The sequence below is a fragment of the Sphingobacterium siyangense genome (assembly GCF_007830445.1).
In the GTDB taxonomy this organism is placed as follows: Bacteria; Bacteroidota; Bacteroidia; order Sphingobacteriales; family Sphingobacteriaceae; genus Sphingobacterium; species Sphingobacterium siyangense.
In genome coordinates, this window is the sequence record NZ_VLKR01000001.1 from 138,527 (window position 1) to 163,123 (window position 24,597).

At 38.4% G+C, this 24,597-nt stretch carries 22 protein-coding genes and 2 tRNA genes; 13 read left to right on the forward strand and 11 right to left on the reverse strand.

The window, feature by feature from the left end; translation table 11 throughout:
• Nucleotides 1-40: 40 nt before the first annotated feature.
• The 6 genes from IQ31_RS00605 to rocD all read right to left on the reverse strand — a co-directional run bounded on the left by IQ31_RS00605 (nucleotide 41) and on the right by rocD (nucleotide 9,583).
• On the reverse strand, nucleotides 41-1,054 hold the full coding sequence (locus IQ31_RS00605) for a phytase (RefSeq protein WP_115049586.1): 1,014 nt from the start codon (nucleotides 1,052-1,054) through the stop codon (nucleotides 41-43).
• A gap of 70 nt (nucleotides 1,055-1,124) precedes the next feature.
• Nucleotides 1,125-2,387: a right-handed parallel beta-helix repeat-containing protein gene (locus IQ31_RS00610; protein WP_115049587.1), complete on the reverse strand. Its 1,263-nt coding sequence runs from the start codon at nucleotides 2,385-2,387 to the stop codon at nucleotides 1,125-1,127.
• 150 nt (nucleotides 2,388-2,537) lie between these two features.
• Nucleotides 2,538-5,324 carry a TonB-dependent receptor gene (locus tag IQ31_RS00615; protein WP_115048771.1) on the reverse strand — a complete coding sequence of 929 codons (2,787 nt, stop codon included), beginning with the start codon at nucleotides 5,322-5,324 and terminating at the stop codon, nucleotides 2,538-2,540.
• A gap of 206 nt (nucleotides 5,325-5,530) precedes the next feature.
• On the reverse strand, nucleotides 5,531-7,153 hold the full coding sequence (locus IQ31_RS00620) for a tetratricopeptide repeat protein (protein ID WP_115048773.1): 1,623 nt from the start codon (nucleotides 7,151-7,153) through the stop codon (nucleotides 5,531-5,533).
• A gap of 201 nt (nucleotides 7,154-7,354) precedes the next feature.
• Nucleotides 7,355-8,320, reverse strand: a complete 966-nt coding sequence (locus IQ31_RS00625) for an arginase (protein ID WP_115048775.1) — start codon at nucleotides 8,318-8,320, stop codon at nucleotides 7,355-7,357.
• A 3-nt stretch (nucleotides 8,321-8,323) separates the two neighbouring features.
• The gene (gene rocD, locus IQ31_RS00630) at nucleotides 8,324-9,583 is read right to left on the reverse strand and encodes an ornithine--oxo-acid transaminase (RefSeq protein WP_115048777.1); all 1,260 of its coding nucleotides are present in this window, start codon (nucleotides 9,581-9,583) and stop codon (nucleotides 8,324-8,326) included.
• A gap of 122 nt (nucleotides 9,584-9,705) precedes the next feature.
• On the opposite strand from rocD, the gene IQ31_RS00635 reads away from it, so the two are divergent.
• Nucleotides 9,706-10,158, forward strand: coding sequence for an Lrp/AsnC family transcriptional regulator (locus IQ31_RS00635; protein ID WP_075992742.1), 453 nt, complete (start codon nucleotides 9,706-9,708; stop codon nucleotides 10,156-10,158).
• Nucleotides 10,159-10,210: 52 nt separating this feature from the next.
• Here the strand turns inward: IQ31_RS00635 and IQ31_RS00640 are convergent, their stop codons facing one another.
• Nucleotides 10,211-10,396 carry a hypothetical protein gene (locus IQ31_RS00640; protein WP_046673540.1) on the reverse strand — a complete coding sequence of 62 codons (186 nt, stop codon included), beginning with the start codon at nucleotides 10,394-10,396 and terminating at the stop codon, nucleotides 10,211-10,213.
• Between the two features lie 208 nt (nucleotides 10,397-10,604).
• On the opposite strand from IQ31_RS00640, the gene IQ31_RS00645 reads away from it, so the two are divergent.
• The 3 genes from IQ31_RS00645 (at nucleotide 10,605) to IQ31_RS00655 (ending at nucleotide 13,089) form a co-directional block, all read left to right on the forward strand.
• Nucleotides 10,605-10,847: a hypothetical protein gene (locus tag IQ31_RS00645; RefSeq protein ID WP_145326805.1), complete on the forward strand. Its 243-nt coding sequence runs from the start codon at nucleotides 10,605-10,607 to the stop codon at nucleotides 10,845-10,847.
• 84 nt (nucleotides 10,848-10,931) lie between these two features.
• Nucleotides 10,932-11,585: an NAD(P)H-binding protein gene (locus IQ31_RS00650; protein ID WP_115048779.1), complete on the forward strand. Its 654-nt coding sequence runs from the start codon at nucleotides 10,932-10,934 to the stop codon at nucleotides 11,583-11,585.
• Nucleotides 11,586-11,676: 91 nt separating this feature from the next.
• Entirely contained in the window at nucleotides 11,677-13,089 is a 1,413-nt protein-coding gene (locus IQ31_RS00655; RefSeq protein WP_115048781.1) for an alkaline phosphatase, read from the forward strand.
• 42 nt (nucleotides 13,090-13,131) lie between these two features.
• Here IQ31_RS00655 and IQ31_RS00660 read toward each other — a convergent pair.
• Nucleotides 13,132-13,204, reverse strand: a tRNA-Thr gene (locus IQ31_RS00660).
• A 36-nt stretch (nucleotides 13,205-13,240) separates the two neighbouring features.
• Nucleotides 13,241-13,313, reverse strand: a tRNA-Thr gene (locus IQ31_RS00665).
• A gap of 271 nt (nucleotides 13,314-13,584) precedes the next feature.
• Here IQ31_RS00665 and clpB point away from each other — a divergent pair.
• On the forward strand, nucleotides 13,585-16,185 hold the full coding sequence (clpB, locus tag IQ31_RS00670; protein WP_075992745.1) for an ATP-dependent chaperone ClpB: 2,601 nt from the start codon (nucleotides 13,585-13,587) through the stop codon (nucleotides 16,183-16,185).
• Between the two features lie 61 nt (nucleotides 16,186-16,246).
• Here clpB and IQ31_RS00675 read toward each other — a convergent pair whose 3' ends face one another.
• On the reverse strand, nucleotides 16,247-16,741 hold the full coding sequence (locus IQ31_RS00675) for a TlpA family protein disulfide reductase (RefSeq protein WP_115048783.1): 495 nt from the start codon (nucleotides 16,739-16,741) through the stop codon (nucleotides 16,247-16,249).
• Nucleotides 16,742-16,898: 157 nt separating this feature from the next.
• Between IQ31_RS00675 and purN the strand changes: the two genes are divergently transcribed.
• Nucleotides 16,899-17,471, forward strand: coding sequence for a phosphoribosylglycinamide formyltransferase (gene purN / locus IQ31_RS00680; protein ID WP_070563826.1), 573 nt, complete (start codon nucleotides 16,899-16,901; stop codon nucleotides 17,469-17,471).
• Between the two features lie 244 nt (nucleotides 17,472-17,715).
• Here the strand turns inward: purN and IQ31_RS00690 are convergent, their stop codons facing one another.
• On the reverse strand, nucleotides 17,716-18,948 hold the full coding sequence (locus IQ31_RS00690; protein WP_075994819.1) for an MFS transporter: 1,233 nt from the start codon (nucleotides 18,946-18,948) through the stop codon (nucleotides 17,716-17,718).
• 91 nt (nucleotides 18,949-19,039) lie between these two features.
• Between IQ31_RS00690 and IQ31_RS00695 the strand changes: the two genes are divergently transcribed.
• From IQ31_RS00695 to IQ31_RS00725, 7 genes are all read left to right on the forward strand, one after another.
• On the forward strand, nucleotides 19,040-19,537 hold the full coding sequence (locus tag IQ31_RS00695) for a PaaI family thioesterase (protein ID WP_070563819.1): 498 nt from the start codon (nucleotides 19,040-19,042) through the stop codon (nucleotides 19,535-19,537).
• A gap of 41 nt (nucleotides 19,538-19,578) precedes the next feature.
• Nucleotides 19,579-20,001: a transposase gene (locus tag IQ31_RS00700; protein WP_115048785.1), complete on the forward strand. Its 423-nt coding sequence runs from the start codon at nucleotides 19,579-19,581 to the stop codon at nucleotides 19,999-20,001.
• A 101-nt stretch (nucleotides 20,002-20,102) separates the two neighbouring features.
• Nucleotides 20,103-20,750 carry an SCO family protein gene (locus IQ31_RS00705; protein WP_115048787.1) on the forward strand — a complete coding sequence of 216 codons (648 nt, stop codon included), beginning with the start codon at nucleotides 20,103-20,105 and terminating at the stop codon, nucleotides 20,748-20,750.
• Between the two features lies 1 nt (nucleotide 20,751).
• A complete protein-coding gene (locus IQ31_RS00710; RefSeq protein ID WP_075992750.1) occupies nucleotides 20,752-21,171 on the forward strand; it encodes a c-type cytochrome in 420 nt (139 codons plus the stop codon).
• A gap of 294 nt (nucleotides 21,172-21,465) precedes the next feature.
• A complete protein-coding gene (locus IQ31_RS00715) occupies nucleotides 21,466-22,053 on the forward strand; it encodes a TetR/AcrR family transcriptional regulator (RefSeq protein WP_158638758.1) in 588 nt (195 codons plus the stop codon).
• A gap of 8 nt (nucleotides 22,054-22,061) precedes the next feature.
• Complete coding sequence (locus IQ31_RS00720) at nucleotides 22,062-23,387, forward strand: TolC family protein (RefSeq protein ID WP_075992752.1); 1,326 nt, start codon at nucleotides 22,062-22,064, stop codon at nucleotides 23,385-23,387.
• A gap of 26 nt (nucleotides 23,388-23,413) precedes the next feature.
• Nucleotides 23,414-24,571, forward strand: coding sequence for an efflux RND transporter periplasmic adaptor subunit (locus tag IQ31_RS00725; protein WP_145326806.1), 1,158 nt, complete (start codon nucleotides 23,414-23,416; stop codon nucleotides 24,569-24,571).
• The last annotated feature ends 26 nt before the right edge of the window (nucleotides 24,572-24,597 follow it).

The following is a 24,597-nucleotide window of genomic DNA, read 5'->3' on the forward strand; positions in this document are numbered from 1 at the left end:
GAATCAAATCACAACTGTTGCTGAAATATTAATTCGTCACCTATTTCTTTTTCAAATCGGCTCCGGCAATATCTTCCCATCGATAATAATGGAATGTTTTATCGTCACTCATAACAACAAACAAGCCATGTTTGAAGGTTTCATTTAAATTAAAAGAGGTAGTTTCCGAACCATCACTTTGTGTTGCCATAACCGGCACAGTCTTCAGATATTTATGTTCGAAAGGATTGCTTTTGGTTCCTTCCCGACTAAAAACCTGAAAACGATTTGCACCCTGGTCCGACACCAAGATATATCCAGTACTGTCGGTCACTTTATAAATCGAAATACCTTCATGATCTTCTTTAAAACCTGCTGTAGCAAACAATGCCAACTGTTGGTTTCCCTTTGCTGGATCCGCATAGTATTGTTTTACGCCAACCTGTTCATCCGAATAGTAAATATACCCAAGCTCATTGTCCACCGCTATTGCCTCAATCTCTTTCTTTCCACTAAATGAACCGAATTTGCGAACCAGTGTAGCTTTTACTGAACCAGAGCCATTATCCTCCAATAAATATTGTCCCAAATAGCCTTCTTTTGGTCCATTTTTTCGTCCAACAATAGCATAGATCTCTCCTTTTGGAGAAGTATATAGGGCAATCCCCATCAGATCTCTGAATTCAGGCTCAGTTTCACCAACAAACATATCTAATCCCCCTTGATCGATCGGCTTCATGTCAGGTAGTGAAAAAATACGCAATTTATGGGTCATACGCTCTGTTGTGACAGCGATATCGACAGGTTTCCCCCCCAATACCAAACCGTAAGCGACATCGACATTGTTTGGCCGTTTTAAATTGGAAACCACTTTTTCTTTGACCGTTTTACCCTGTAAATCGTACACGAATAAAGCTCCATCGGCATCTTTATCCGTTGCTATAATCAGACTCTTGCTCGGATCGCTCTTATTGATCCAAATTGCAGGATCATCCGAATCATAACGTACAGCATCGGTCACAATAATGGGTTTAACTGAGTTTACCGTATTTGTTTGCGCATTTTTGCATGCCATTTGAAGCAGGGTTGACGCTCCAAAAGTTAGTGTTAGTATTGTTTTTAAATTTGTCATTATATGAAGTAAATTAGAATTTGGAACCAAATGCCCCAACATAAGCTGCAGGCTGAGGAGAATTATATGTCAGGCCGTTTGACATCACCAGGCCACTCGTAAAATGGGGTTTAAAAGCCAAAGTACCGGCCTTTAATGCAGGTGAATTCCCCTGAAGATGAAAATCCCAGGTTAAATCAAATATGTAATTGTCAACTGATGTTTCTAAAGGATAAGAAACAAATTTAGGATTATTCTCCCCTGCCACTTTACCTCTAACATCATTACTACCGCCTACAATATCATTTTTACCGACCTGAAACTGATCTACAGTCAATTGACCGTAGCCATAATACCAATTATTACCTGACACAGAACGGCTATCTTCTGGTTTTTTAGGATCACGCTTGACACCAAACCGTGTATTGGCAAAAAGATTATTATAAATTTCTGCTCTGACAGAGGCTTCTAACCATATGGAACCTCCTTTGGCTGTAGGTCTGCGCCACCCTGTATTGAGCATGGTATTATTATAAACAATAATATAAGCCTGCGGTGTACGGTCTCCCGAGTTGGATAGTTTTAATGCATTGGTATTTACACTATACACGAGGTTATAAGCAACATCTGCAAGACATCCGGATTTGAAATTCATCGCTTCTCCACCTGTCACCCCATTAGAAAAGAAACGATTGTTAGCGAAAATGATTTTTCCGCCTTCAATATACGTACAGTCTTCGTGAAAATGACTTACAGTACTATTTTGAACAACTAGCTTTCCGTCTGGATTTGAGAACCACAAAGCTGGCAAAGCTTCACCAGACACTTTTTTATACAAGCCCATTTTTACAGAAGTCGACGCATCCGATGTAATTGCACCACCATATTCAATGACGGTATTGTCCAAAACAAGTTCCTGGCAGCTTGGAGCGGCTAAAATTCCTCCCCATAACTTCCCAAATTCATTCGTCTTCGTCTTATATCCATCTTCAACCGTAAACTTTACAGGATTTTCAGCTGTACCTAGTGCATACAAATTACCCAAAACAACAATTTCAGGCTTATTGACTGAATCCATCAATACGGTTACACCTTCCTCAATCGTCAGGCTCTTGCCTTCGGGAATAATAATATCTCCCTTGATATGCTGCACACTCCCTTTGCTCCACACACCGGAGACCTCACCTATAGCACTTCCATCAGCATCAGAAGTATCAACATCAATATTTGCTTTTTCACAGGCACTTAGCACCACGATAAAAAACGCTAGAAACGATAAAATACATTTATTTTTCATCTGTATATATTTAATTTTTAATGATGAAGCAGATTTCACTTATCCAAAACATTGGCTTTCCAAAAAAGTGAAAGCTTCACCGAAACAAACTGTTGTTATTTCACGTCGCACATGTTCAGATTAAAACATGCCCTGTTTTACGCGGGTCTATTATTTACTAAACGAATAACGTAATCCAAGGATATAGTTCTGTCCATACAAATCCTTTCTAATCAAAGTATTTCCGCCTTCAATAAGCTTTTCAGCGATCTTCTCATTTTCGGGATTTGTTCCTTTCACATACAATTCCATTGGTGTGTTCAAGATGTTGTTAGCTTTGGCAAAAATGACCCAACCAGCTTTAAATTTCTTCTCAATAGAAGCATCTAACTGAACAAATCCTTTTTGCCATAAATCATCGTTCAAAAATTGTGACACTGTATTGATTCGTGAGCCGGTATAAGATCCAGCTAACTGTCCTTCCCAGCCATTATTAGCATCTTTGTAAAGTAGCGATAGATTGGCCACATGTGCAGCTTGCCCATATAGCGGTCTCGTTTGATCCACGATAATCGCTTCAGGGTCCTGTGTGGTCTCATTGATTCGACGCGACATCTTGGCGGTAGTTATACGTGAATGTGTATAGGTGTAATTTGCCTTAACACCAAATTTCTGGATATACTTGATATAATCAACCTCAAGACCAAAGTTATTGGCATTACCAAAATTACCAGGTGTGTAGTATACATCCTGTTTACGAACCTCATCCGGTTGAAAGGTATATTCAATTGGGTTTTTGATTTTCTTGTAAAACATACCCACAAGAAATTGAGAGGAAGCCTCAGGGAATAATTCATACCTTAAATCAAAATTATCTGCTAAGGCGTGTTTTAAATCTGGGTTTCCTTTTTCTAAAAACTCTTCATTAACCACACTTGAGGGTACAATTTCATAAAATCCAGGTCGGTTTAACGCACGATAATAGGCCGCATGAAGCTGTTGTTTTTCGTCCAAATGATATTTCATGGTCAAACTTGGCAGCCAATCTGTATAAATTTGGGATCCTTCTGGTCTTTTTTCTCCTGCAGGAAACAATAATTTATAATTCTGATTGGTATGCTCCATCCGGATCCCACCGATCATCTGCCATTTGTCATTCTCATAATTGAACATACCGTACAATGCTGTGGTCCTCTCTCCAGCATCATAAGTTAATGGATTTGCGACAGCTCCGGTAGGATTGGTGACGGTCAAATTGAGATCGGTATAGCGCTGAAAATCTACGCCGTATTTATACTTTGCCTCTTCTGCCGAAGCTGGTGATAAGTTATAGTTATTGTAAAAACTACTACGCTGTTTATCACGATACAAACCTCCCGTCGATAGCTCCAGCTTACTGTTTTCCATTGGAACTTTATAAGCTACATCCCAATAGCCTGCATGATCATTATCGGTATTCCGCTCCCAACGATAGGTTACGGGAGATTTATTGACGAGAGAAGTCCTTTTACGTTCAAAATTTTCTTCTACTCCATCCAGACTGATCATCGTATTTTGTGGCAATTGATTGCGCGCTGAAGAAAGCACACCTGACCAACGGACATTCAGACGATTATCTAAAAAATGATGATCCCCCTGTAGGGTACCATTGTAGATCTGTTGCTGTGTTTTTCGGCTTCTTGTCACATAGGTCAGTTCGGCTTTACCAATACTGGGATCATACTGACCATTATATATCGTATTTACCGCATCACGCAATTGCATGTTATTTAAATTCACATACATTTGATAAAAGCTAACCCGATGATTTGGATTAAATCGATAGTCGACCTTGTTATGCAAACCTAAGCGTTGTTGCTGTTCATCATATTGACGATCACTCTGCTCAGTAATTACCGCATTGGGATTTACGCCAACGACAGCCGATTTGTAGAAAATAGAACGACTACCTCGATGTAAATTTTGATAACTCGCACCCAAAATAACGCCCAATTTATCATCCAAATACCGATTGCCTATTGTCAAATTGCCTACAAGATCTGGAAGGGGCTTTTTATAGGTATAATCTAATGCCCCCTTATTAAAATCAGCAGCGGTTGCATTGTAATTCTTCCCATGCTGTTCGTAGGGAGATTTAGCCGAGGTTCCGCCTGTTGAAAAGCTTCCAAAATCACGATTAAAATAACGTTGGCTGTAGCCTGTTGCCAAATTTGCTTGAAGCAATAATTTAGTCGGCGCCGATTTCATAACCATATTGACAACTCCACCCACCGCATCGGCTTCCATATTTGGTGTTAGCGACTTGTAGACTTCTAAGCGTTCCAACATATCTGAAGGAAATAAATCCAAAGGGACATAACGGTATTTATTATCCGGACTTGGAACCTTTACACCATTCACTAAAGTGGTATTGTAACGTTTATCCATCCCTCTCAGAATAGCATATTGCCCCTCGCCATTCGAATTTCTTTCTATAGATACACCCGAAACACGCTGTACAACATTAGCAACGGTGATATCCGGAGAAATCTCTATTGCACGCGCCGAAACAACATTCATAATTTGTGACGCATTCTTTTCCAAACGCCTTGCACTAGGATCATCATCCCCTCCATTCCGACGTCCCTTTATGGTTACTTCCATTAATGTCTGTTCGGTAGATGTCAGCTGAAAAATAAAATGAGGTGTATTTTCTTTTTGAATTTCGATTTCTTTAATTAATTCGGCATAGGCCATATGCTTGATATGAACCTTATCCACACCTGCAGATAATCCTTTGAATTCAAACGAACCATCCAATTGTGTTTTGGTCGATAGCCCACACTGTTCCAAGAACACTGTTGCACCAGCAATGGCTTCACCAGTCTGACCATCTAATACCTTACCTTTGATTTTGGTCGCATAAGCAGCGCTGACCGAAATACTGGAGGCAAGTAATACCGTTAAAAAGTTTTTCATTTTGCTTAGATTATTATGAATCTTTGATTGTTGTCGCAAAGATGGCAGCCAATTCTATTCACACAAAATATCTAGCGTTACAACAAGGAAACAAGGTAAAAAGAGCACTATACAGCAAGGAAACAAGAAGATATAAAACACTAGTAAACAGTAATTTAAAAACAAATTACACGCCATTAACATTCTATTACTCCTGTGTTAAAAAATTATGAAATACCAACGAGATAACCCGTCAGATCCTCTCCTTGTTCCAATCTTAATTTTTTTCGCAATCGATGTCTGGCAACACGAAGGCTATCTTGTGAAATGCCCAATAAGACGGCAATATCGATATTATTCAAATTTATTTTAAGCAATGCTATTAATCGCATATCTGCGGCCGTCAAATCTGGAAATCGTTGAATAAGTTTTTCAAAAAAGCTGTGATGTACCTTTTCGAAAGTTCCCATAAACTCTTTCCAATGGATGCCCTGCGTAATATTTTCATTGATTTGCAACACCAACTTCTGCATTTGTCGTTTTTGATCCCGGCGTTCGTCCTTAACCATTCCTTTTAATTCATCACGAAGTTCTTCCAAAAATTGATTGTTACGGATTAGATTTAAGGTATGGGATGTCAATTCCTTTTGCTTGAGCGACAGTTCTTGTTTGAGCTGCTTATCTTCAAGCAACTGGTTTTTAAGGGCTACTTCAGTCAACTCACGTTCGGCCTCCTGTTTTCGCGATTCAGTAATCTGATTTTTGATCTTAATTTTCTGACGACTATGCAATACATAGGATAATACAATTAACAAAATTAAAACCACGATTGTTCCCCACAGCATGATTAAGTTGATTCTTTTTGTTACCTGCAATTTTTCAATCTCCTCAGCTTTTTGATTCATATCGTAGAGCGCCTGAAAAAAAGCGGTATGTCGAGCACCATCTACGCTATATAGTTCAAGCACCAACTTACGGCTCTTTTCTGCATAAAAATATGCGCTATCCATCTGCTCACGCAAGGTGTAGGTCCTACTCAAATCTTTTGTCGTAGCAGCCATTTGATACACATCACCCAAATTTTCGGCCATCTGATAGGCCAATTGCGTGAGTTTAATACTTTCTGGATATTTATTGGTCTTTCTAAAAATATCGCCCATATTATTTATGACCACAATTTTTCCATAATTGTCTTTTGTTTCCGTATAGAGGGTACTTGCTTTTTCAAAATGAAGAAAAGCGCTGTCATACCTTGCAAGATCTTCATAAATACTCCCCAAATTTTCATGGATCTTGGCTTCTCCATTTTTATTACCCACACTGCTATAAATGGACAAAGCAAGATGCTGGTAGACAAAGGCGGAGTCGTAGTTCGCTTCCTTTTCAAATAAATGACCTATATTCCCTAATGTACCTGCCTCTCCATTTTTATCCCCCTCTGTTCGGAAAGAATGTAGCGCCTTGTTAAAATAAACTTTCGCTACATCATGTTGTTTGTTGAAAATATTGAGCTCCCCGATATCACTCCAATTCGAAGCAAGATGCTGTTTTGAATTTAATTGCGTATAGATTCGATCGGCTTGAAAATAGTAGTCCTGCGCCTGTCCATAATGTCCCTGATTGACACATAACCATCCAATCGCCTGTAAACAATTGGCTTGTAATAATAAGTCTTTATCCGTAACAGCTTTTGCATAACGTTTTTTGACGAGCATAATTGCAGAATCAGGATGGTTTTGACTTAATCCTCTGATATCCTTAAAGGATTCAACCTGCGCAGTACCCGGGTGACACAAAAAAAGCTGTATAAAAAAAAGTAGAAACAAAATAATTTTATCAGAAATCCTCATATTTAACGTAAATAATCGAATTGCAAATGTACATGAAACATGTTAACACAATATTAAATCACATAAAGCAATACGAGTTTTAACATAAGGAAGGCTGACTTATTTTTATCCGCCAAGCTCAACGATATACTATTAAAAAAGCCCTTTTATTGACGATACACATCAATAAAAGGGCTTGAAAATAGACAATCCCAAAACCGGTTAATTACCCGATTTCAATTCAATGAGCGGAGTGATCCGTTCTAATATATCAAATGCCACCTCTGCCATTTTATTACCTTTATTGTCCAATAACGGATTAACTTCAACAATTTCAAAACAAATCACCTTTCCAGATCGGATGATCTCTTCTAAAATCAACACAATCTCCCTTGGCAAAAAACCCTTAGGTACTGGTGTTCCCGTGCCATCCGATATCAATTCACTATCCATGCTATCCACATCAAAAGAGATATAAATCATATCACATGCTTCTAGGATTTTCAATGCTTCAGCCACACAATCGGTTATTCCGCGCTGTCTCGTATCTTCCACACGATAGTTCTTAATGCCAAGTCGTTCAATGACCAGATCTTCCGGTTCTTCCGTATCCCTTACACCAAAATAAATCAAATGATTGGATAGTATTTTACCTACTGGGCCAGCTATTCGTTTTAGTTTATTCCAAAATTCTTGTGTCGATTCGTCTATTTCATTGATTTTGCATGGCAAATTATCCTCATTCAACATCGCCGCTAAAGGCATTCCATGCATATTGCCTGAGGGTGTTGTGTGCGGAGAATGAATATCGGCATGCGCATCTACCCAGATTACACCGAGTTGTTTATCAGGATAAGCGGACTTTATACCACTGATCGTCCCCATTGCTGAAGAATGATCCCCTGAAAACACCAATGGAAAATTGCCGGAAGATAAGCTATCTTCAACGGTGGAAGCTACTTGTTTGCATTGTTCATAAATCTGCTGAATATGTTTTGCAAAAGGATGATTATCATTCTGATAAATGGAGCTATTTCGAGTCGGCACATCAACAAATGGATAGTTAATGAAATATTGACTTCCTTTATTAATTGCAGCTATCTCGATGGCGTCGATGCCCAGATCTGAACCCCTAGTCCCTGCTCCTATATCCGATCTGTTTTTGATCAATTCAATCATTTTCTCCATACACTATTTCAAATTAGTCAACGATCGCTCAATAATCCCTAAGCAAGTCTCGACTTGCTCTTTTGTAATAACCAGCGGCGGAGCCAATCGAATTTTGTTACCATGTGTAGGCTTCGCTAAAAGTCCATTTTCTTTAAATTTGAGACAGATATTCCAGGCCAAATCACTTTCTTCATCCGCATCAATTACAATGGCAGTCAAGAGCCCCTTTCCTCGCACTTCTGTAATTAACGTGCACTTAGCGGCAATCTGACGCAATCCATCCAAAAACAATGCCCCCATCTGAAACGCCCGTTGCGTCAAATTTTCATCCCGTACAACATTTAACGCTTCCATAGCCACTGCACAGGCCAACGGGTTTCCACCATAAGTCGAACCATGTTCGCCCGGTTTAATACACAACATAATGGAATCATTTGCCAACACTGCCGATACCGGCAATACACCTCCCGATAACGCTTTCCCTAAAATCAGAACATCTGGTTTGCTTTGACTCTGCGCAGCATCAATATCATAGGATGCCAACATACTTCCCGTCCGAGCAATACCGGTTTGGATTTCGTCTGCAATAAACAATACATTGTATTTTGTACATAACTGTCTCACACGCATCAGATAATTCTCATCAGGAACGACAATACCCGCTTCGCCCTGAATTGGCTCAACAATAAAGCCAGCAATATTTTCATCTGCTTTGAATAACTGTTCTAGCGCATCAACATCATTATAGGGAACGAGTACTATGCCATCTAAAAAGGGACCAAATTCATGTGTTGCAGTACGATCATTGGATGCCGATATAACGGAGATTGTCCTACCATGGAAATTGTCTTTGGCAAAAACAATTTTCGCTTGATTGGCTGCTACACCTTTCACCTGATAGGCCCATTTACGACAAAGCTTCATTGCCGTTTCTACCGCTTCAACTCCCGAATTCATCACCAAAGCCTTATCAAACCCAAATAACTGACAAAGCATTTCTTCAAAATCGCCCAATTTATTATTATAAAACGCTCTCGATGTAAGTGTCAATTTCGCAGCTTGCTCTTTTAAAGCATCTATAATTCGCGGATGGCAGTGTCCCTGATTGACAGCAGAATATGCAGACAAGAAATCAAAATAAGATTTTCCATCAACATCCCACACCATGACTCCTTCAGCTCTTTCCAATACGACTGGAAGAGGATGGTAATTGTGCGCTCCATATTTTTCTTCTTTGGCAGTGAACATCTCGCCCTTACCATGTTTAGCTACTGTACTCATAATTCAGATTTTTTCTAATAATAACAAATATACAATATTTACTTTTTTATTGACTGAAAAATAAAATTTAACACTAAATTAGCATAGAAATATTAAAATTAACTTTTAAACCACTTTCTACAATGAATAATATCGATGATTTTGATTTACAAATTTTAAAATATTTAGACGAAGATGGACGAATGGCCTACTCTGCAATAGCAACAGCTATGGGCGTATCCAATACGATGATCCATCAACGAATCAACCGATTGACAGAACAAGGAATACTGGCCGGTATAAAGCCTGTATTAAATGAAAAAAAGCTAGGCTATGATTGGGGTGCTTTTACAGGGCTAAGTTTAGAAAAAGATCATGACTCGAGCCGAATTATTGAAGAACTTAAGAAAATACCAGAAGTTACAGAATGCTATTACATTACGGGCAATTACACGCTATATGTAAAAATTATTGCTAAGAACCACGAACATATGCGACAATTGCTTTATGAAAAAATCGATAGCATTCCAGGAATTGCAAAAACAGATTCCCTTATTGAATTAGGCTGTGCCTTCAAGCGAAATATTATATTCTAGAACAAGGCAACAACCGACGGGATCCTGAATATGATTTTTCAGGGTCTCCACGTTATTTACCGATATTTGCCAACTCTTCTTCCGTCCAATAGATCAATTCGCGCAAAACATACACATTTTCATAACTTCCCAATCCATCGATATAATCCCACAAATCACCTTCAACTTTCACAGGTCTTCCATGATGAAGTATGTCATATCCATTGTCCAACCAATTTTGTATCTGCTCTTTATCCATCGTTATCAAAACTTATTGTTAATTATCTTTAAAATGACTATATCAAATATAATGTATTTTACGATGGCTACCCACATCTGTCTAAAAGAAACTCAAATTTCAACAACTTTTTGACATAGCCTTTATCACAATTTAATAAGTTCTCGCGCTAATTGACAAATTTTAAAAAGAAAAAAAGTATATTCGTATAACATCAAATATCATTGTTATGGCAGATTTTTTCTACGTTGGATACGAAGGTGAAAACGAATTACTCGAACTGGTGGCTGTATCTACTATTCAATCCCTCCTCTATTTTCAGGACGCCGATCAAGAGGATTTTACGACAATAAAAACCGCTATTGATCAAAATTTTATCGTCGAAGAAGACTTGATTACCGTCGCAGACACCCTCCGATTGGATCAATCTATTGTTCGCTTTACTCCGGGCAAGCCTAATTATAAAGATTAATTGCATGCTCAATCATCTCGGCAAATAACGCTCAGTAAAGCAATTAATACAAGATAATTAGTAAAGAAAAGAAGTAAGGAAATAATGAAGGTAGTTTTAATAGGCGGTTCTGGCGCTACAGGAAGGGCGCTCGTTCAATTGATGTTAAAATCTAAGGAAATTACGGAAATCGTAGTGCTTTTAAGACGTGTCTCGTTTGAGGAGCACATTAAATTGAAACAGGTTATCGTAGATTTCGAAAATCTAACGGATTTTGAGCAAGTGATACAGGGCAATGTCGCAATTTCCTGCCTTGGCACCACATTAAAAGACGCAGGCAGTAAAGATGCACAATGGAAAATAGATCATGATCTTAATTTGCAATTTGCGGCATTGGCTAAAAAAAATGGTTTTCCTACCTTTCTCTTATTATCGGCTGTCCTTGCGGATCCTGCATCAAAAATTTTTTATAACCGCATGAAAGGAAGCCTTGAACAGGATGTTAAGGCACTTGATTTCAATCGGCTTATTATTTTCCAGCCTGGAGGACTAATCCGACCAAATACAGATCGCTTGGGTGAAAAAACAGCCATAGCTGCTCTTCGTATCTTTAATACAATAGGATTATTCAAAACATACGAGCCTCTTTCAGTGGGACAAGTTGCTATGGCAATGTTACAGGCGATCAATCACTACACAACAGGTATCCATACTGTAACCGTGAAAGATATCCAGAAATTAGCAGCAGAAACCAGTTGAAACAAGTAAAAAAACAATTCATAATATTGAATTAACAGTAAGCTAATCCTAAGGCTGTAATTTGTGTTTTTTTAAAATAACAACCATTCAAATGAAAAAACACGTTTTATTTCTGTTTCTCCTCGTTTTTGTACATGTTTTCCCCTCTTTTGGCCAAGAAGCAAAATACATCTTTTACTTAATTGGTGATGGCATGGGCCTCAACCAGGTTAATCTCACCGAAATTCATCAAGCTGAAGTACAGCATAAAGATAATCCCATCCCACTTGTGTTTACCCAATTTCCTCATGTTGGATTTGCCTCCACACATTCACTCTCCAATGGCGTAACGGACTCAGGCGCTGGAGGTACCGCATTAGCCGTTGGAAAAAAAACCAAAAATGGCGTTATCGGTATGGACAGTACAGGAACTGTCCCCTATAAGAGTATAGCTTATGCCGCAAAGCAAAAAGGAAAGAAAGTCGGTATTATTACAAGCGTCAGCATAGACCACGCTACCCCAGCTTCATTTTATGCGCACCAAGCAGACCGCGACATGTATTATGAAATCGGTAAAGAAATTGTCACTTCCAATTTTGACTTTTTTGGCGGATCCAATTTTCTCAAACCCGAAACAACATTTGATCATAAAAAGGCGCCATCGCTTTTCCCCATATTAGAAAAAGCCGGCTATAAAGTGCTTAAAGGAAAAGATGCTTATGCACAACTACCAAATAAATCAGATAAGATCATATTGATGAATTCAGATGGCAGTCCTATAGATGCCCTTAAATATGCCATAGACCAAAAGCCAAGTGATTTAAAATTGGCAGATATCACATCTGCAGCTATCACTTCACTGCATAAAAACAATACAAATGGTTTCTTTTTAATGATTGAAGGTGGAAAAATTGATTGGGCATGCCATGCAAATGATGCGGCTACAACGATTCAGGAAGTATTGGATTTCAATGCCTCCGTACAACTCGCCTATGATTTTTATAAAAAATTCCCAAATGAAACACTTATAGTCGTTACGGCGGACCATGAAACAGGAGGATTAGGTGTCGGTAATGGAAGTTCTTCGCTGAAAACAAAATTCTTGTCCCACCAAAAAACCTCGCATGCAGAACTTTCGAACGCAATTGGCAACCTTCGTAAGAATAATCCAAATGCAACATGGGACGATCTCAAGAATCTCATTGCTGCTCAAACTGGTTTATTTTCCAAAATTACAATCCATGAAACTGATCGTAATGCTTTAGAAGCTGCCTATCAAAAAAGCTTTGTCGATCACCACAATGAAACCGCAAAAAGCCTTTACGCAAGCGACGACAAAATAGCCGCATTGAGTATTTCAATCTTAAATCGGATGGGATCAATAAGCTGGGCCTCTAACAACCATTCGGCCGCCTATGCACCGGTATATGCGATCGGAGTTGGCTCCGAGCAATTCAGTCAGAAAATGGATAACACAGATATACCAAAGAAAATCGCTACAGCAGCACAACTTAGTTTGGACTAAACAAAAAAAGATCCTCAAGAAATCTTGGGGATCTTTTTTATGAGCCTCTTATCGGAATCGAACCAATGACCTACTGATTACAAGTCAGTTGCTCTACCAGCTGAGCTAAAGAGGCAAAAGACACATGAATTTTAATGAGTGTCGCTCAAAGAGCCTCTTATCGGAATCGAACCAATGACCTACTGATTACAAGTCAGTTGCTCTACCAGCTGAGCTAAAGAGGCGTTACTTCTTTTCAATCTTACAACGTCTGACCGTTTTAAGATGCTGCAAATATCGAAAGCTTAAACCAAAAATGCAAGTCGATTTCAAGAATTTTATACCCTGTTAAGCCAATTATTTAAAAATCAAGCGCATTATTTTCAATAACTGAAAATTTGTCATGATTCAATAAAAAATATTGCCATTTTTTCCGAAGTATGGCTTAAAAACCGAATGGCACTTCAATTGTTATAACCAATATGTATCAACGAAACTTTAAATAAGAGAATAAAAATGAATTTTAACAACTATACAATTAAAGCCCAAGAGGCTATACAAAAAGCATCCGAAATTGCGGCTGGCCATCAACAACAGGCGATTGAGACAGCGCATATTTTAAAAGCTTTACTCACAGTGGATGAAAATGTTGTCAGCCACTTATTAAAAAAGTTAAATGTCAACATCAGCTACCTCGGAACTGAACTTGACAAACAAATTGAAGGTTTTCCGAAGGTTAGTGGTAGCAATATTTATTTAAGTAGCGATGCCAACAATGCACTTCAGAAAGCACAGGGCTATCTCAAAGAATTCAATGATGAATTTGTCTCGGTAGAGCATTTATTATTGGGTATCCTGGCGACCTCTGATAAGACCTCAACATTACTTAAGTCACAGGGCGTTACAGAAAAAGACTTAAAGACCGCCATAAAAGAATTGCGCGGAAACAGTCGGGTAACCGATCAAAATGCGGAGGCCACCTATAATGCTCTGGGGAAATATGCACGAAATTTAAATGAATATGCCGAATCCGGCAAATTGGATCCTGTTATCGGCCGTGATGAGGAAATTAGACGGGTGATGCAGATACTCTCCCGTCGTACCAAAAACAACCCAATACTCGTTGGTGAACCTGGGGTTGGTAAAACGGCTATTGCGGAAGGTATTGCTTACAGAATTATAAAAGGCGACGCACCTGAAAACTTAAAATCTAAGATTGTATTTTCCTTAGATATGGGCGCTTTGGTTGCCGGAGCTAAATATAAAGGTGAATTTGAAGAACGTCTAAAAGCGGTTGTAAAAGAAGTTACCGATTCCAATGGAGACATTATACTCTTTATCGATGAAATCCATACATTAGTGGGTGCTGGTGGTGGTGAAGGCGCAATGGATGCGGCTAATATCCTCAAACCGGCGTTAGCTAGAGGTGAACTACGTGCAATTGGAGCGACAACCTTAAACGAATACCAAAAATACTTTGAGAAAGATAAAGCATTGGAGCGCAGGTTCCAGAAAGTTATGGTTGAAGAACCTGACACGCAAGATGCCATTTCCATTCTCCGTGGCCTAAAAGAACGCTACGAAACACACCATAAGGTACGCATTCTGGATGAGTCTATCATTGCTGCAGTGGAATTGTCACAGCGCTATATTGCCGATCGTTTTCTACCAGATAAAGCGATTGATTTAATTGATGAGGCAGCATCCAAATTGCGCCTTGAAATGGATTCTGTACCGGAAGCTGTCGATGAGCTTGAACGTCGTATCATGCAATTGGAAATTGAGCGTGAAGCTTTGAAACGTGAAAATGACGATAAAAAAGTCGCAGAACTGTCGGAAAGTATCGCTAATCTATCTGCAGAAAGAGATACGTTGAGAGCATCGTGGCAAGAAGAAAAGAGTCTTGTTGACAATGTCAATCAAGAGATTGAGAATATTGAAAACTACAAACTCGAAGCTGAGCAGGCCGAGCGTTCCGGAGACTATGGAAAGGTAGCAGAACTTCGTTATGGACGAATTAAAGAAGCGCAAGAAAAAGTGGACAAACTAAAGGCTGAACTCGCCGAAAAACAAGAAAGTAAGCGTATGCTCAAAGAAGAAGTTACTTCAGAAGACATTGCTGATGTTGTTGCAAAATGGACGGGAATACCTGTGAGTAAAATGATTCAATCAGAACGCGAAAAATTACTGAATCTAGAGGAAGAGCTTCATAAACGTGTCGCCGGTCAGGATGAAGCAATAGAAGCTATTTCCGATGCCATTCGTCGATCACGTGCTGGATTAAATGATGCGAAACGACCAATAGGATCGTTCATATTTTTGGGGACTACTGGAGTCGGAAAAACCGAACTTGCAAAAGCACTTGCCGAGTTCTTATTTGACGACGAACAATCCATGGTTCGTATTGATATGTCGGAATATCAAGAACGACACGCAGTGTCTCGTTTAATCGGAGCGCCTCCGGGATATGTCGGCTATGATGAAGGCGGACAGTTGACTGAAGCAGTCCGAAGAAGACCTTATTCTGTTGTTTTGTTAGATGAAATTGAAAAAGCTCATCCCGATGTATTCAATATCCTATTGCAGGTATTGGATGATGGCCATCTTACAGACAACAAAGGTCGTACGGTAAACTTCAAAAACACCATTATCATTATGACCTCCAATACGGGGTCAACCATTATACAGGAGAATTTCAGTCATCTGACCGATGATAATCGGGATGAAATTATCGCCAAAACACGGAATGAGGTCTTCGATCTTTTAAAACAGTCGATTCGTCCCGAGTTTTTGAACCGTATCGATGAAGTGATTATGTTTACGCCATTAAGTCGAGACGAAATTGGAGATATTGTTCGTTTACAATTTGCACATGTTCAGAAACAGCTGGCCGAACAAAATATATTCATTACGGCTTCTGATGAAGCAATGGATTGGTTGGCACAGCTTGGTTATGACCCTATTTATGGGGCTAGGCCATTAAAACGTGTTATTCAAAAACGAATTTTAAATGAATTATCAAAGGAAATTTTATCCGGAAAAGTAAATCGCGATTCGATTATTCGTCTGGATGTATTCGACGGTAAATTTGTGTTCATCAATAAACAAGAACAATAAAAAAAAGAACGTCCGATAGTACTATCGGACGTTCTTTTTTTTATTGCTAATTTTTAAACATTTAACCTGTAATACCTAAAGCTTTTAACAACTTGTTTATATCGTCTTCGCCGTCCAAATGCTGTACCAATACTTTGGTTTTTGCATCATAGATATAAAGCGAAGGGTAATTGCTTGGCTTAAATTTCTCAATAAATTGAGTTCCAGCATCAAACAAGAATTTGACATTTGCGGCACTTTTCAATGCCTTCGCATGCATATTAATAAATCCATCGACATAAGGCTTGTCATTCATGGAGATAAAATAGAAGGATACATTCTTGAATTTGGACAAGTGCTGTGCGATACCAGCGCCCATTTTCTGGCAATGGCCACAACCCGGGTCGTAAAAATCCAACACAATATAACCCGATTTTGGAAGCTTGTCCGAATTAAACTTGTTAGCCTGATAGACCTCCTCAAAAGTAAACGATGGAAGTGTTTTGGGTGCCTGTGCAAAAACAGGTTGAAATAAGAAAAATACACTTACAAAAAATAGGGAACAAAGGAACCTCATGTTAAAGAAATTTAAACCAACAGTGACTATTCAATTAATTTTAATCAATAATACTTAAAAATGCGCTTCAGTCAACTATTATTTTAGTTTTTTTACAAAAAATCCGTAAGTTTGGGCTAATTTTTAAATCGATCAAATCTATTAATACTTATTAATCGTGAAAAAACGAATTGCTATTTTTGCTTCAGGTTCAGGGTCCAATGCTCAAAAAATAATGGAACATTTCAAGTATTCAGATGAAGCTGAGGTTGCCTTGATTTTATCCAATAACCCTGATGCTTACGTTATTCAACGAGCCGACAATTTTGAAATACCTGCACATATATTTGATCGTGACGAATTTTACAAAACCGACAACGTTGTCAATATTCTTAAAAACTTAAATATTGATCTGATTGTTTTGGCGGGTTTTCTTTGGCTCGTTCCCAATAACCTTCTGAAAGCATTTCCAAATCAAATTATAAATATACATCCTGCTCTCCTACCAAAATATGGTGGCAAAGGTATGTATGGTGACCATGTGCACAAAGCCGTTTTGGCCAATAAGGAAGAGGAACATGGCATTACGATCCACTTCGCAAATGAACATTTTGACGAGGGGGAAATTATATACCAAGCACGATTCAAAGTGGATCCCAACGATACTTTAGACATTATTAAATTTAAAGGGCAGCAACTTGAACATCAGTACTTCCCTAAAATAATTGAAAATCTTATCAAAAAAATGTAAAAACAATTCTATTATTTAGAATTGTTTTAAACAAATTGTAACTTTGTATTATGAACGAAGTTATTGAATCTGTGTTGGAGATCGATGAGTCAGAAAATAAAGCCGGGTTGTTTCAGTTTCGGAATACGGCTATGAACCCTTTTTCTGACTTTTCTTGTGCCTGCTTTAAAAAGTGTTGCAAAAAATATAAAGAAGGCAAACGCTGTAAAAAATGTCCGGGACGAAAAAAATAGCTATTTATTGACTACTCTTCCAGATAGTCTAAATCTTTATCAAAGCTTTCTTCTAACTGAGTCAACGAATAAATTGCTATACCCGAAAGAACGACAACCATTGTAATTGCTGCTGGCACAATTCCAAATGCATTTACTAGAAGTCCATATAGCATTGTTGATGGAATGAGTGCACCCCGTACAAAATTGGGGGCCGTCGTTGCAACAGTTGCTCTGAGATTTGTACCAAATTGTTCCGCTGAGATAGTCACAAAGGTTGCCCAATACCCTACTCCTAAGCCCATTATAAAGGCAAGGCTTAAAAACTTTGTCGCTGTAATACCATCACTCAATAAATACCATAGTGAACTTCCAATGATAATTAATTGACATATAAACACCACTTTTTTGCGGGATTTTAAAATCTGTGCGAATATTCCTGCCAGTACATCCCCAATAGAAATACCGATATAGGTAAACATCACCCCTTGACCAGCACTCAATGTACCTGTAGCCCCTAAGGCCTTGCCGATTTCCGGAGCCTGTGTAACCAAAACACCGACAACAAACCAGATTGGAAGGCCAATACAGAGACAGTTAACATACCGTTTTAACCGGCTTTTATTTGTAAAAAGCATACGGATATCTCCTTTCACAACACCCGATTTATCTTGATCCTTAAATAATCCTGATTCAAAAGAGCCAATGCGCAACAGTAACAACAGTAAGCCCATTCCACCACCGACAAAGTAGGCCGTCCGCCAGTCAAATTCTTCCGAGACAAAATAGGCCAATATAGCGCCTAAAACACCGACACCGGCAACCAACATGGTCCCATAACCGCGTTTTGATTTATGCATACTTTCAGAAACCAAGGTAATTCCCGCCCCCAGTTCTCCGGCCAATCCAACGCCCGCTATAAAACGAATAATACCATACATAAGCACATCATGTACAAAACCATTTGCAATGTTCGCTACAGAGTATAAAAGAATCGATCCAAAAAGCACTTTTAAACGTCCAAATTTATCCCCTATAATCCCCCAAAGAATTCCACCCAACAGCAAACCGCCCATTTGCATATTGAGCACAAATTCACCCTTTACCCGCATTTCTTCCGCAGGGACGCCAATATCAGTGAAGGACTGAATACGAACTATGGAGAAAATAATCAAATCGTAGATATCGACGAAATAGCCCAGTGATGCAATCATAACCAGTAACCATACTTTTTTGCTGGATTGTTTTTCTTTTATTGTTGACATTTTAGGTTTTTTGATCTGTAAAAATACCATAGTGAAGCTATAAAACCAAGATTTCGAAAAATAATCCGACACATTGTTTTACTTTTGCATCATGAGATATAGTCCACTTGCCTTAACATGGCTATTACGTATTTACCCACCATTTCTATTTCAGGGAATCTGGGTTAAAAAAATTAGCCCCGGCTTCCAAGGCGCCAAAGTAAAAATTTATAAGACACCATTCAATATCAATACCAACAAAACATTATTTGGCGGAACGATCTTTTCTGCAGCAGATCCAATATTCCCCATCCTCATTGATCAGTATCTTCAAAAGATTGGTTTTAAAAAAACGGTGGCCTGGTTAAAATCATCACAGATCACCTTTAAGAAACCCGGCAAAACCAGCGTGGAATATTCTGTGCAACTCTCCGAGGAAATCCTTGAAGAATGTGCCCATATTATCCGTACAAAAGGCAAAGTAGTAAAAGATTTTACCCTGGAAATTAAAGATAAGTCTGGCGATCTCTGTGCCACGGTACGTTGTGAAACCTATATTCGTGACTTGAATTTTACATTCCCTTCCAGAAATCGAAATATTGAGCCATAAGAAATTAATATATTTGTCCAATTACCAAAAAAACAAAAAACATGAATAAAATCGCGTTTGTAGCTATCGCATCCTTGGCAATAGCAGCATGTGGAACTCAGGGAAATGGTGCAACAGGTGTAAAAGCCCTGCAAGATTCAACTATTAAGATACATGATGAAATTATGCCTCAAATCGCTCATTTCGACCGCGATGCTGTTAAGATAGATTCTATTTTGGCAAATTTAAAAAACCTAAAAACAACTAAGTCTGATTTAGACACCAATTTAACAAGAAAAGAGCTAAGCACATTGAAAGCTAATTTAGAAAGTGCTACAGACCATATGATGGACTGGATGAAAGGATATAACCCAGATTCAACAGATGTTAAATATTTTGAAACAGAGCTGCAAAAAGTAAGTGATATGAAAAAAATATTTGATAATGTTTCTAAAGAAAGCCAAGACAAATTAAAGAATTTTTAAATCCAAAAATTCAAATAACGCAGTCCACCCCGCTTTAGATTAACATTAAATTGTTCGTGTAAAGATGGAATCAAGCTTTTACAAACAAAACTATTAAACACATGAGATCCATAACTAAATTTTACTGCGCAACTGGCCTTTTACTCGGTTTATTTTCCTGTAAAAACAATAGCCAGACAAGCCTACCCATCTATGGCGAAAGAGAAGCTGTAGAAAAAACAGTTGATGGAAAACAAATCGTAGATACAGTCTATCATACTATTCCACCTTTTAAACTGCTCAATCAGGATAGTACAATGATTTCAGATAAAGATTTTGAGGGTAAAGTATATATCGCCAACTTCTTCTTTACCCATTGTCCAAGTATCTGTCCGACGATGAATCGCAACCTATTAAAGATATACCAGCAATACAAGGATAATGAAGAAGTTCGTTTCCTGTCCCATAGTATAGACTTTAAATACGATCAACCCTATGTTCTGAAAGATTATGCCAATAAATTGGGTGTAACCAATAATCACTGGCAATTTGTTTCGGGGACTAAAGCAGAAATATATGGTCTAGCCAATCAATACCTGGTTTATACCGCTGAAGATAAAAATGCACCTGGTGGTTACGATCATCAAGGTTACCTTGTCTTAATAGATAAGGATAAAAGAATTCGGGGTGCCTACGACGGTACAAACGATGAGCAGGTGAAAAAATTGATAAACGATTTACCTTTACTCTTGAGTGGGGCTAAAAAGTAACATGCGCATTCTCTTAACAACAGGTATAACGATCGGGGTTATTTTATCGATCTTGATTGGTTGTCAGCAGGAAGTTGATATCAAAACGGCACAATATGCGGTTAATGGTCAAAAGGTATACCGAACACATTGTCAAAATTGTCATGGAGAGAAAGGTGAAGGATTGGGAAATCTCTATCCTCCCCTAACCGATACTACCTTTCTGCAAACGCATCGTCAGGAGCTTGCTTGTATCATCAAGCACGGGACTTCCGGAGAACTTGAAGTAGCAGGCAAAAAGTTTAATAATACCATGCCCGCTTCAAATCTTTCTGCAATTGATATCGCTTATGTATTAACATACATCAATACCAAGATCAATAAAGGAAAGAATCTATATCCTCTGGAAGAAGTGGAGAAAAATTTAAAAAATTGTAAATAGAAAAAAGCGTTGGTTTTATAAGCCAACGCTTTTTTTTCTATGCAACCGATCCACCTCCTCTAAGAAAGATCTTCGGGCCAATCTGCAAGCGACAATCAAGCTACAACCCTGGCACTCTTGGCACTACTTCCCCTCCGCCCATCAAAAAAAATAAAAAGTTGAAAACAATTTCACCTTTTTTTCCTTATTGTATTATTGGTTCAAATCGTTTTATATTTATTGATTTATAACAATATTCTGACATTTTGGATCCAAATTAATCGTTAATTTTGCAACCGAATGAACGTTCGATTGATGAATTCCAATGAAAAAATTGCGGCAGTACTTGCCAGCACACTAAAACTTATACAAACAAACGGCTTCCATGGAACGCCGATGAGCAAAATCGCACAAGATTCTGATGTAGCAATAGGAACTATCTACCATTATTTTCCATCAAAAGATGACCTAATCTTTGCACTGTTCAAGCATTGTAGAACATTACTGAATGATTACATTTTTGATGGTATAAAAGATGATTTCGATTATAAAGATTCCTTTATTCATATCTGGCGCAACTTTGTCAAGTTCTATTTAGAAAATGGGCATATCTTCAGTTTTTTTGAACAGTTTTTTTCGTCTCCTTATTACGAGAAAAACAAAGCTGAGATACAAGAACCTGTAGGTGGACAAAATAAAGTTGTTGATTTTTTACAAGAAGGCATTGACCGAAAAATATTGAAACAGGTAGACGTCCATCTTTTGGTGGCCAGTTATATTGGTGTAGCCTTATCCACTGTTCACAGTATCAAATTTAAAGATCTCAAATTCTCTGAACAGAATGTAGAAGATTTAATTGGGATTATTTGGGATGGAGCTATTAATAGAGAAAAAAATAATTAATTACATATATGAAGTTTAATAGAATCGTTTATTCCTTGGCGGCCCTGTCGCTTTTGAGTAATACAGGATTTGCACAACAGCAATCTGAAAACTTGCCGGCAAATGCAACACTTCAGCAGCTGATTGATTACGCCTTACGTAATCAAATCTCTGTAAAACAAGCACAATTGGACGAGGCCATCGGTGAAAAAGATATTGACATCTCCCTTTCAGGTTGGTACCCTCAATTGGGTCTAAAAGGAAGTTACAATTATAATGTCATTGTTCCATTAGCAAATATTGGCGGAAATAATATCAAAATGGGGCAGAACAATGCGAGTGCCTTAACGCTTCAAGCAGACCAACAGATCCTTAATCCGGAGCTAATGCAGGCAAAAAAAGCCGCTGAGCTGGTACGTCTCGGTAATAAACAAAATACGGAGAACAAAAAAATAACAGCTGTTGTGGAAGTCAGTAAAGCCTATTATGACATCCTTACCTCGGAAGAGCAGATCAAGATTGTTCGCGAAAATATTGCTCGCCTTCAAAAACAATTGAAAGATGCGAAGTCACAATATGATGTGGGTTTAGTTGATAAAACCGACTATAAGAGAGCGCAAATTGCGTTGGCAAATTCGAATGCTGACGAGAAAAGAACGGTTGAGCTTCGTAAATATAAATACGAATACCTTAAACAATTGCTAGCTTTGGATAAAAGCAAAAATTTGACGCTTTCATTTGACAATAGCAGTATGGAATCAGAGATTCTACTTGATACAACTGCAGGAATAAGTGTCTCTAATCGAATTGAATTCCAACAATTGGAAACATCGAAAAAGATTCAACAGTTGAGCACACAGTATTATAAATGGACATATTTACCAAGCGTAAGTGCCTTTTATAATTACGCATTCAACTATAGAAATGATAAATTCAGTAAGCTTTATTCCGACAATTTCCCGGGTTCAGTAGCTGGCCTAAATGTTTCTTTTTCAATTTTCGACGGGTTTAAACGTAAAAAACAAATCAATAAATCCAGATTGCAGGAAGAAAGAATTGACTGGGATATCAAAAATTTAGAAAACAGCATTAACACAGAATATTCGTTGGCAAAGGCAACCTATAATGCAAATTTAAATGACTGGAAAACAGCTAAAGAAAATGTGGATCTCTCCAAAGAAGTATACGAGACAATCAAACTTCAATATGACGAAGGTATCAAAACTTACCTCGATTTAATGACAGCAGAGACTGATCTCAAAACAACACAGCTCAATTATTTGAACTCCCTTTATGCGCTATTGTCAAGTAAATTGGATGTTCAGAAAGCAGTTGGGGCAATCCACACAAATTAATCAATAAACGGAAACTAATACAAATCATGAATAAAAGACAATTATTATTCGCTTTCTTCCTTGGGACGGCATTAGTATGGACCTCTTGTGGAAATAAAGATGCAAAAAAGCAAGGTGCAGCACAGGCTCAGGCTGAAAAAGTTGTCCCTGTCAGCTTTGGTGTCGCATCGCATGAGACTGTTACAGGTACAATCAGCTATCCAGCAACAGTCAAACCGTTGAACGAAGCAGATCTATATGCGGAAGTAAGCGGCTATATCACAAAAATATATGTTTCTGACGGTGCAGTAGTTTCCGCAGGACAAGCTCTTTATGAAATTGATGGAACACGCTACAACGCAGCTGTCCAACAAGCTAAAGCAAGCTTACAGGTCGCACAGACTGATTTGGACCGACAAAAAAGAGATTTAGCACGTTACCAGACATTGGCCGATAAAGACGCGATTGCGAAGCAGGTTTTTGACAATGCAGTATCAAATGTAGCGGCTTCTCAGGCACAGGTAGAGTCGGCTCGTGCGGCATTGGTCACTGCAAATACAAACTTATCACGGTCAACGATCCGCGCTCCTTTCAGTGGTACTGTAGGGATATCACAGGTGCGTTTGGGAGCTTTAGTTAACCCAGGCACAACCCTATTGAATACCTTGTCTTCAACCAGTCCAATTGCTGTTGAGTTTCAGGTAAACGAAAAGGATATTGCCAAATTTACCCAATTGCAAAGCAGCCATTCCTCTTCGGACCTTTCTCTTTTATTGCCAAATGGAAGCACTTATGAAGGCAAAGGAACGATCACAACCATTGACCGCGCAGTTGACCCTGCTACCGGAACAATCAAAGTGCGGGCTACTTTCCCGAACAATGCCAACGAATTGCGGGCTGGTATGAATATTACGATGAATGTATCAACAACCTCGGCTACAGAAGAAGTTGTTGTACCTTACAAAGCTGTCTTTGAACAGCTCGGGGTATTTAACCTTTATGCTGTGAATGATAGCAGCAAAGCTGAAATACGTCAAGTAAAATTAGGTATTAAAGCTGGTGATAAAATTGTGATTAAAGAAGGTGTCAAAGACGGTGAAAAGATTATCGTCGACGGTACCATGAATGTCCAAAATGGAGTTAAAGTAGTTGATGCTGCTGTCGCTGCCCAACAGGCTGCGAAAGGAGCACCTCATGGAAAATAACACCATTAATTTTTTAAAGAGAATCT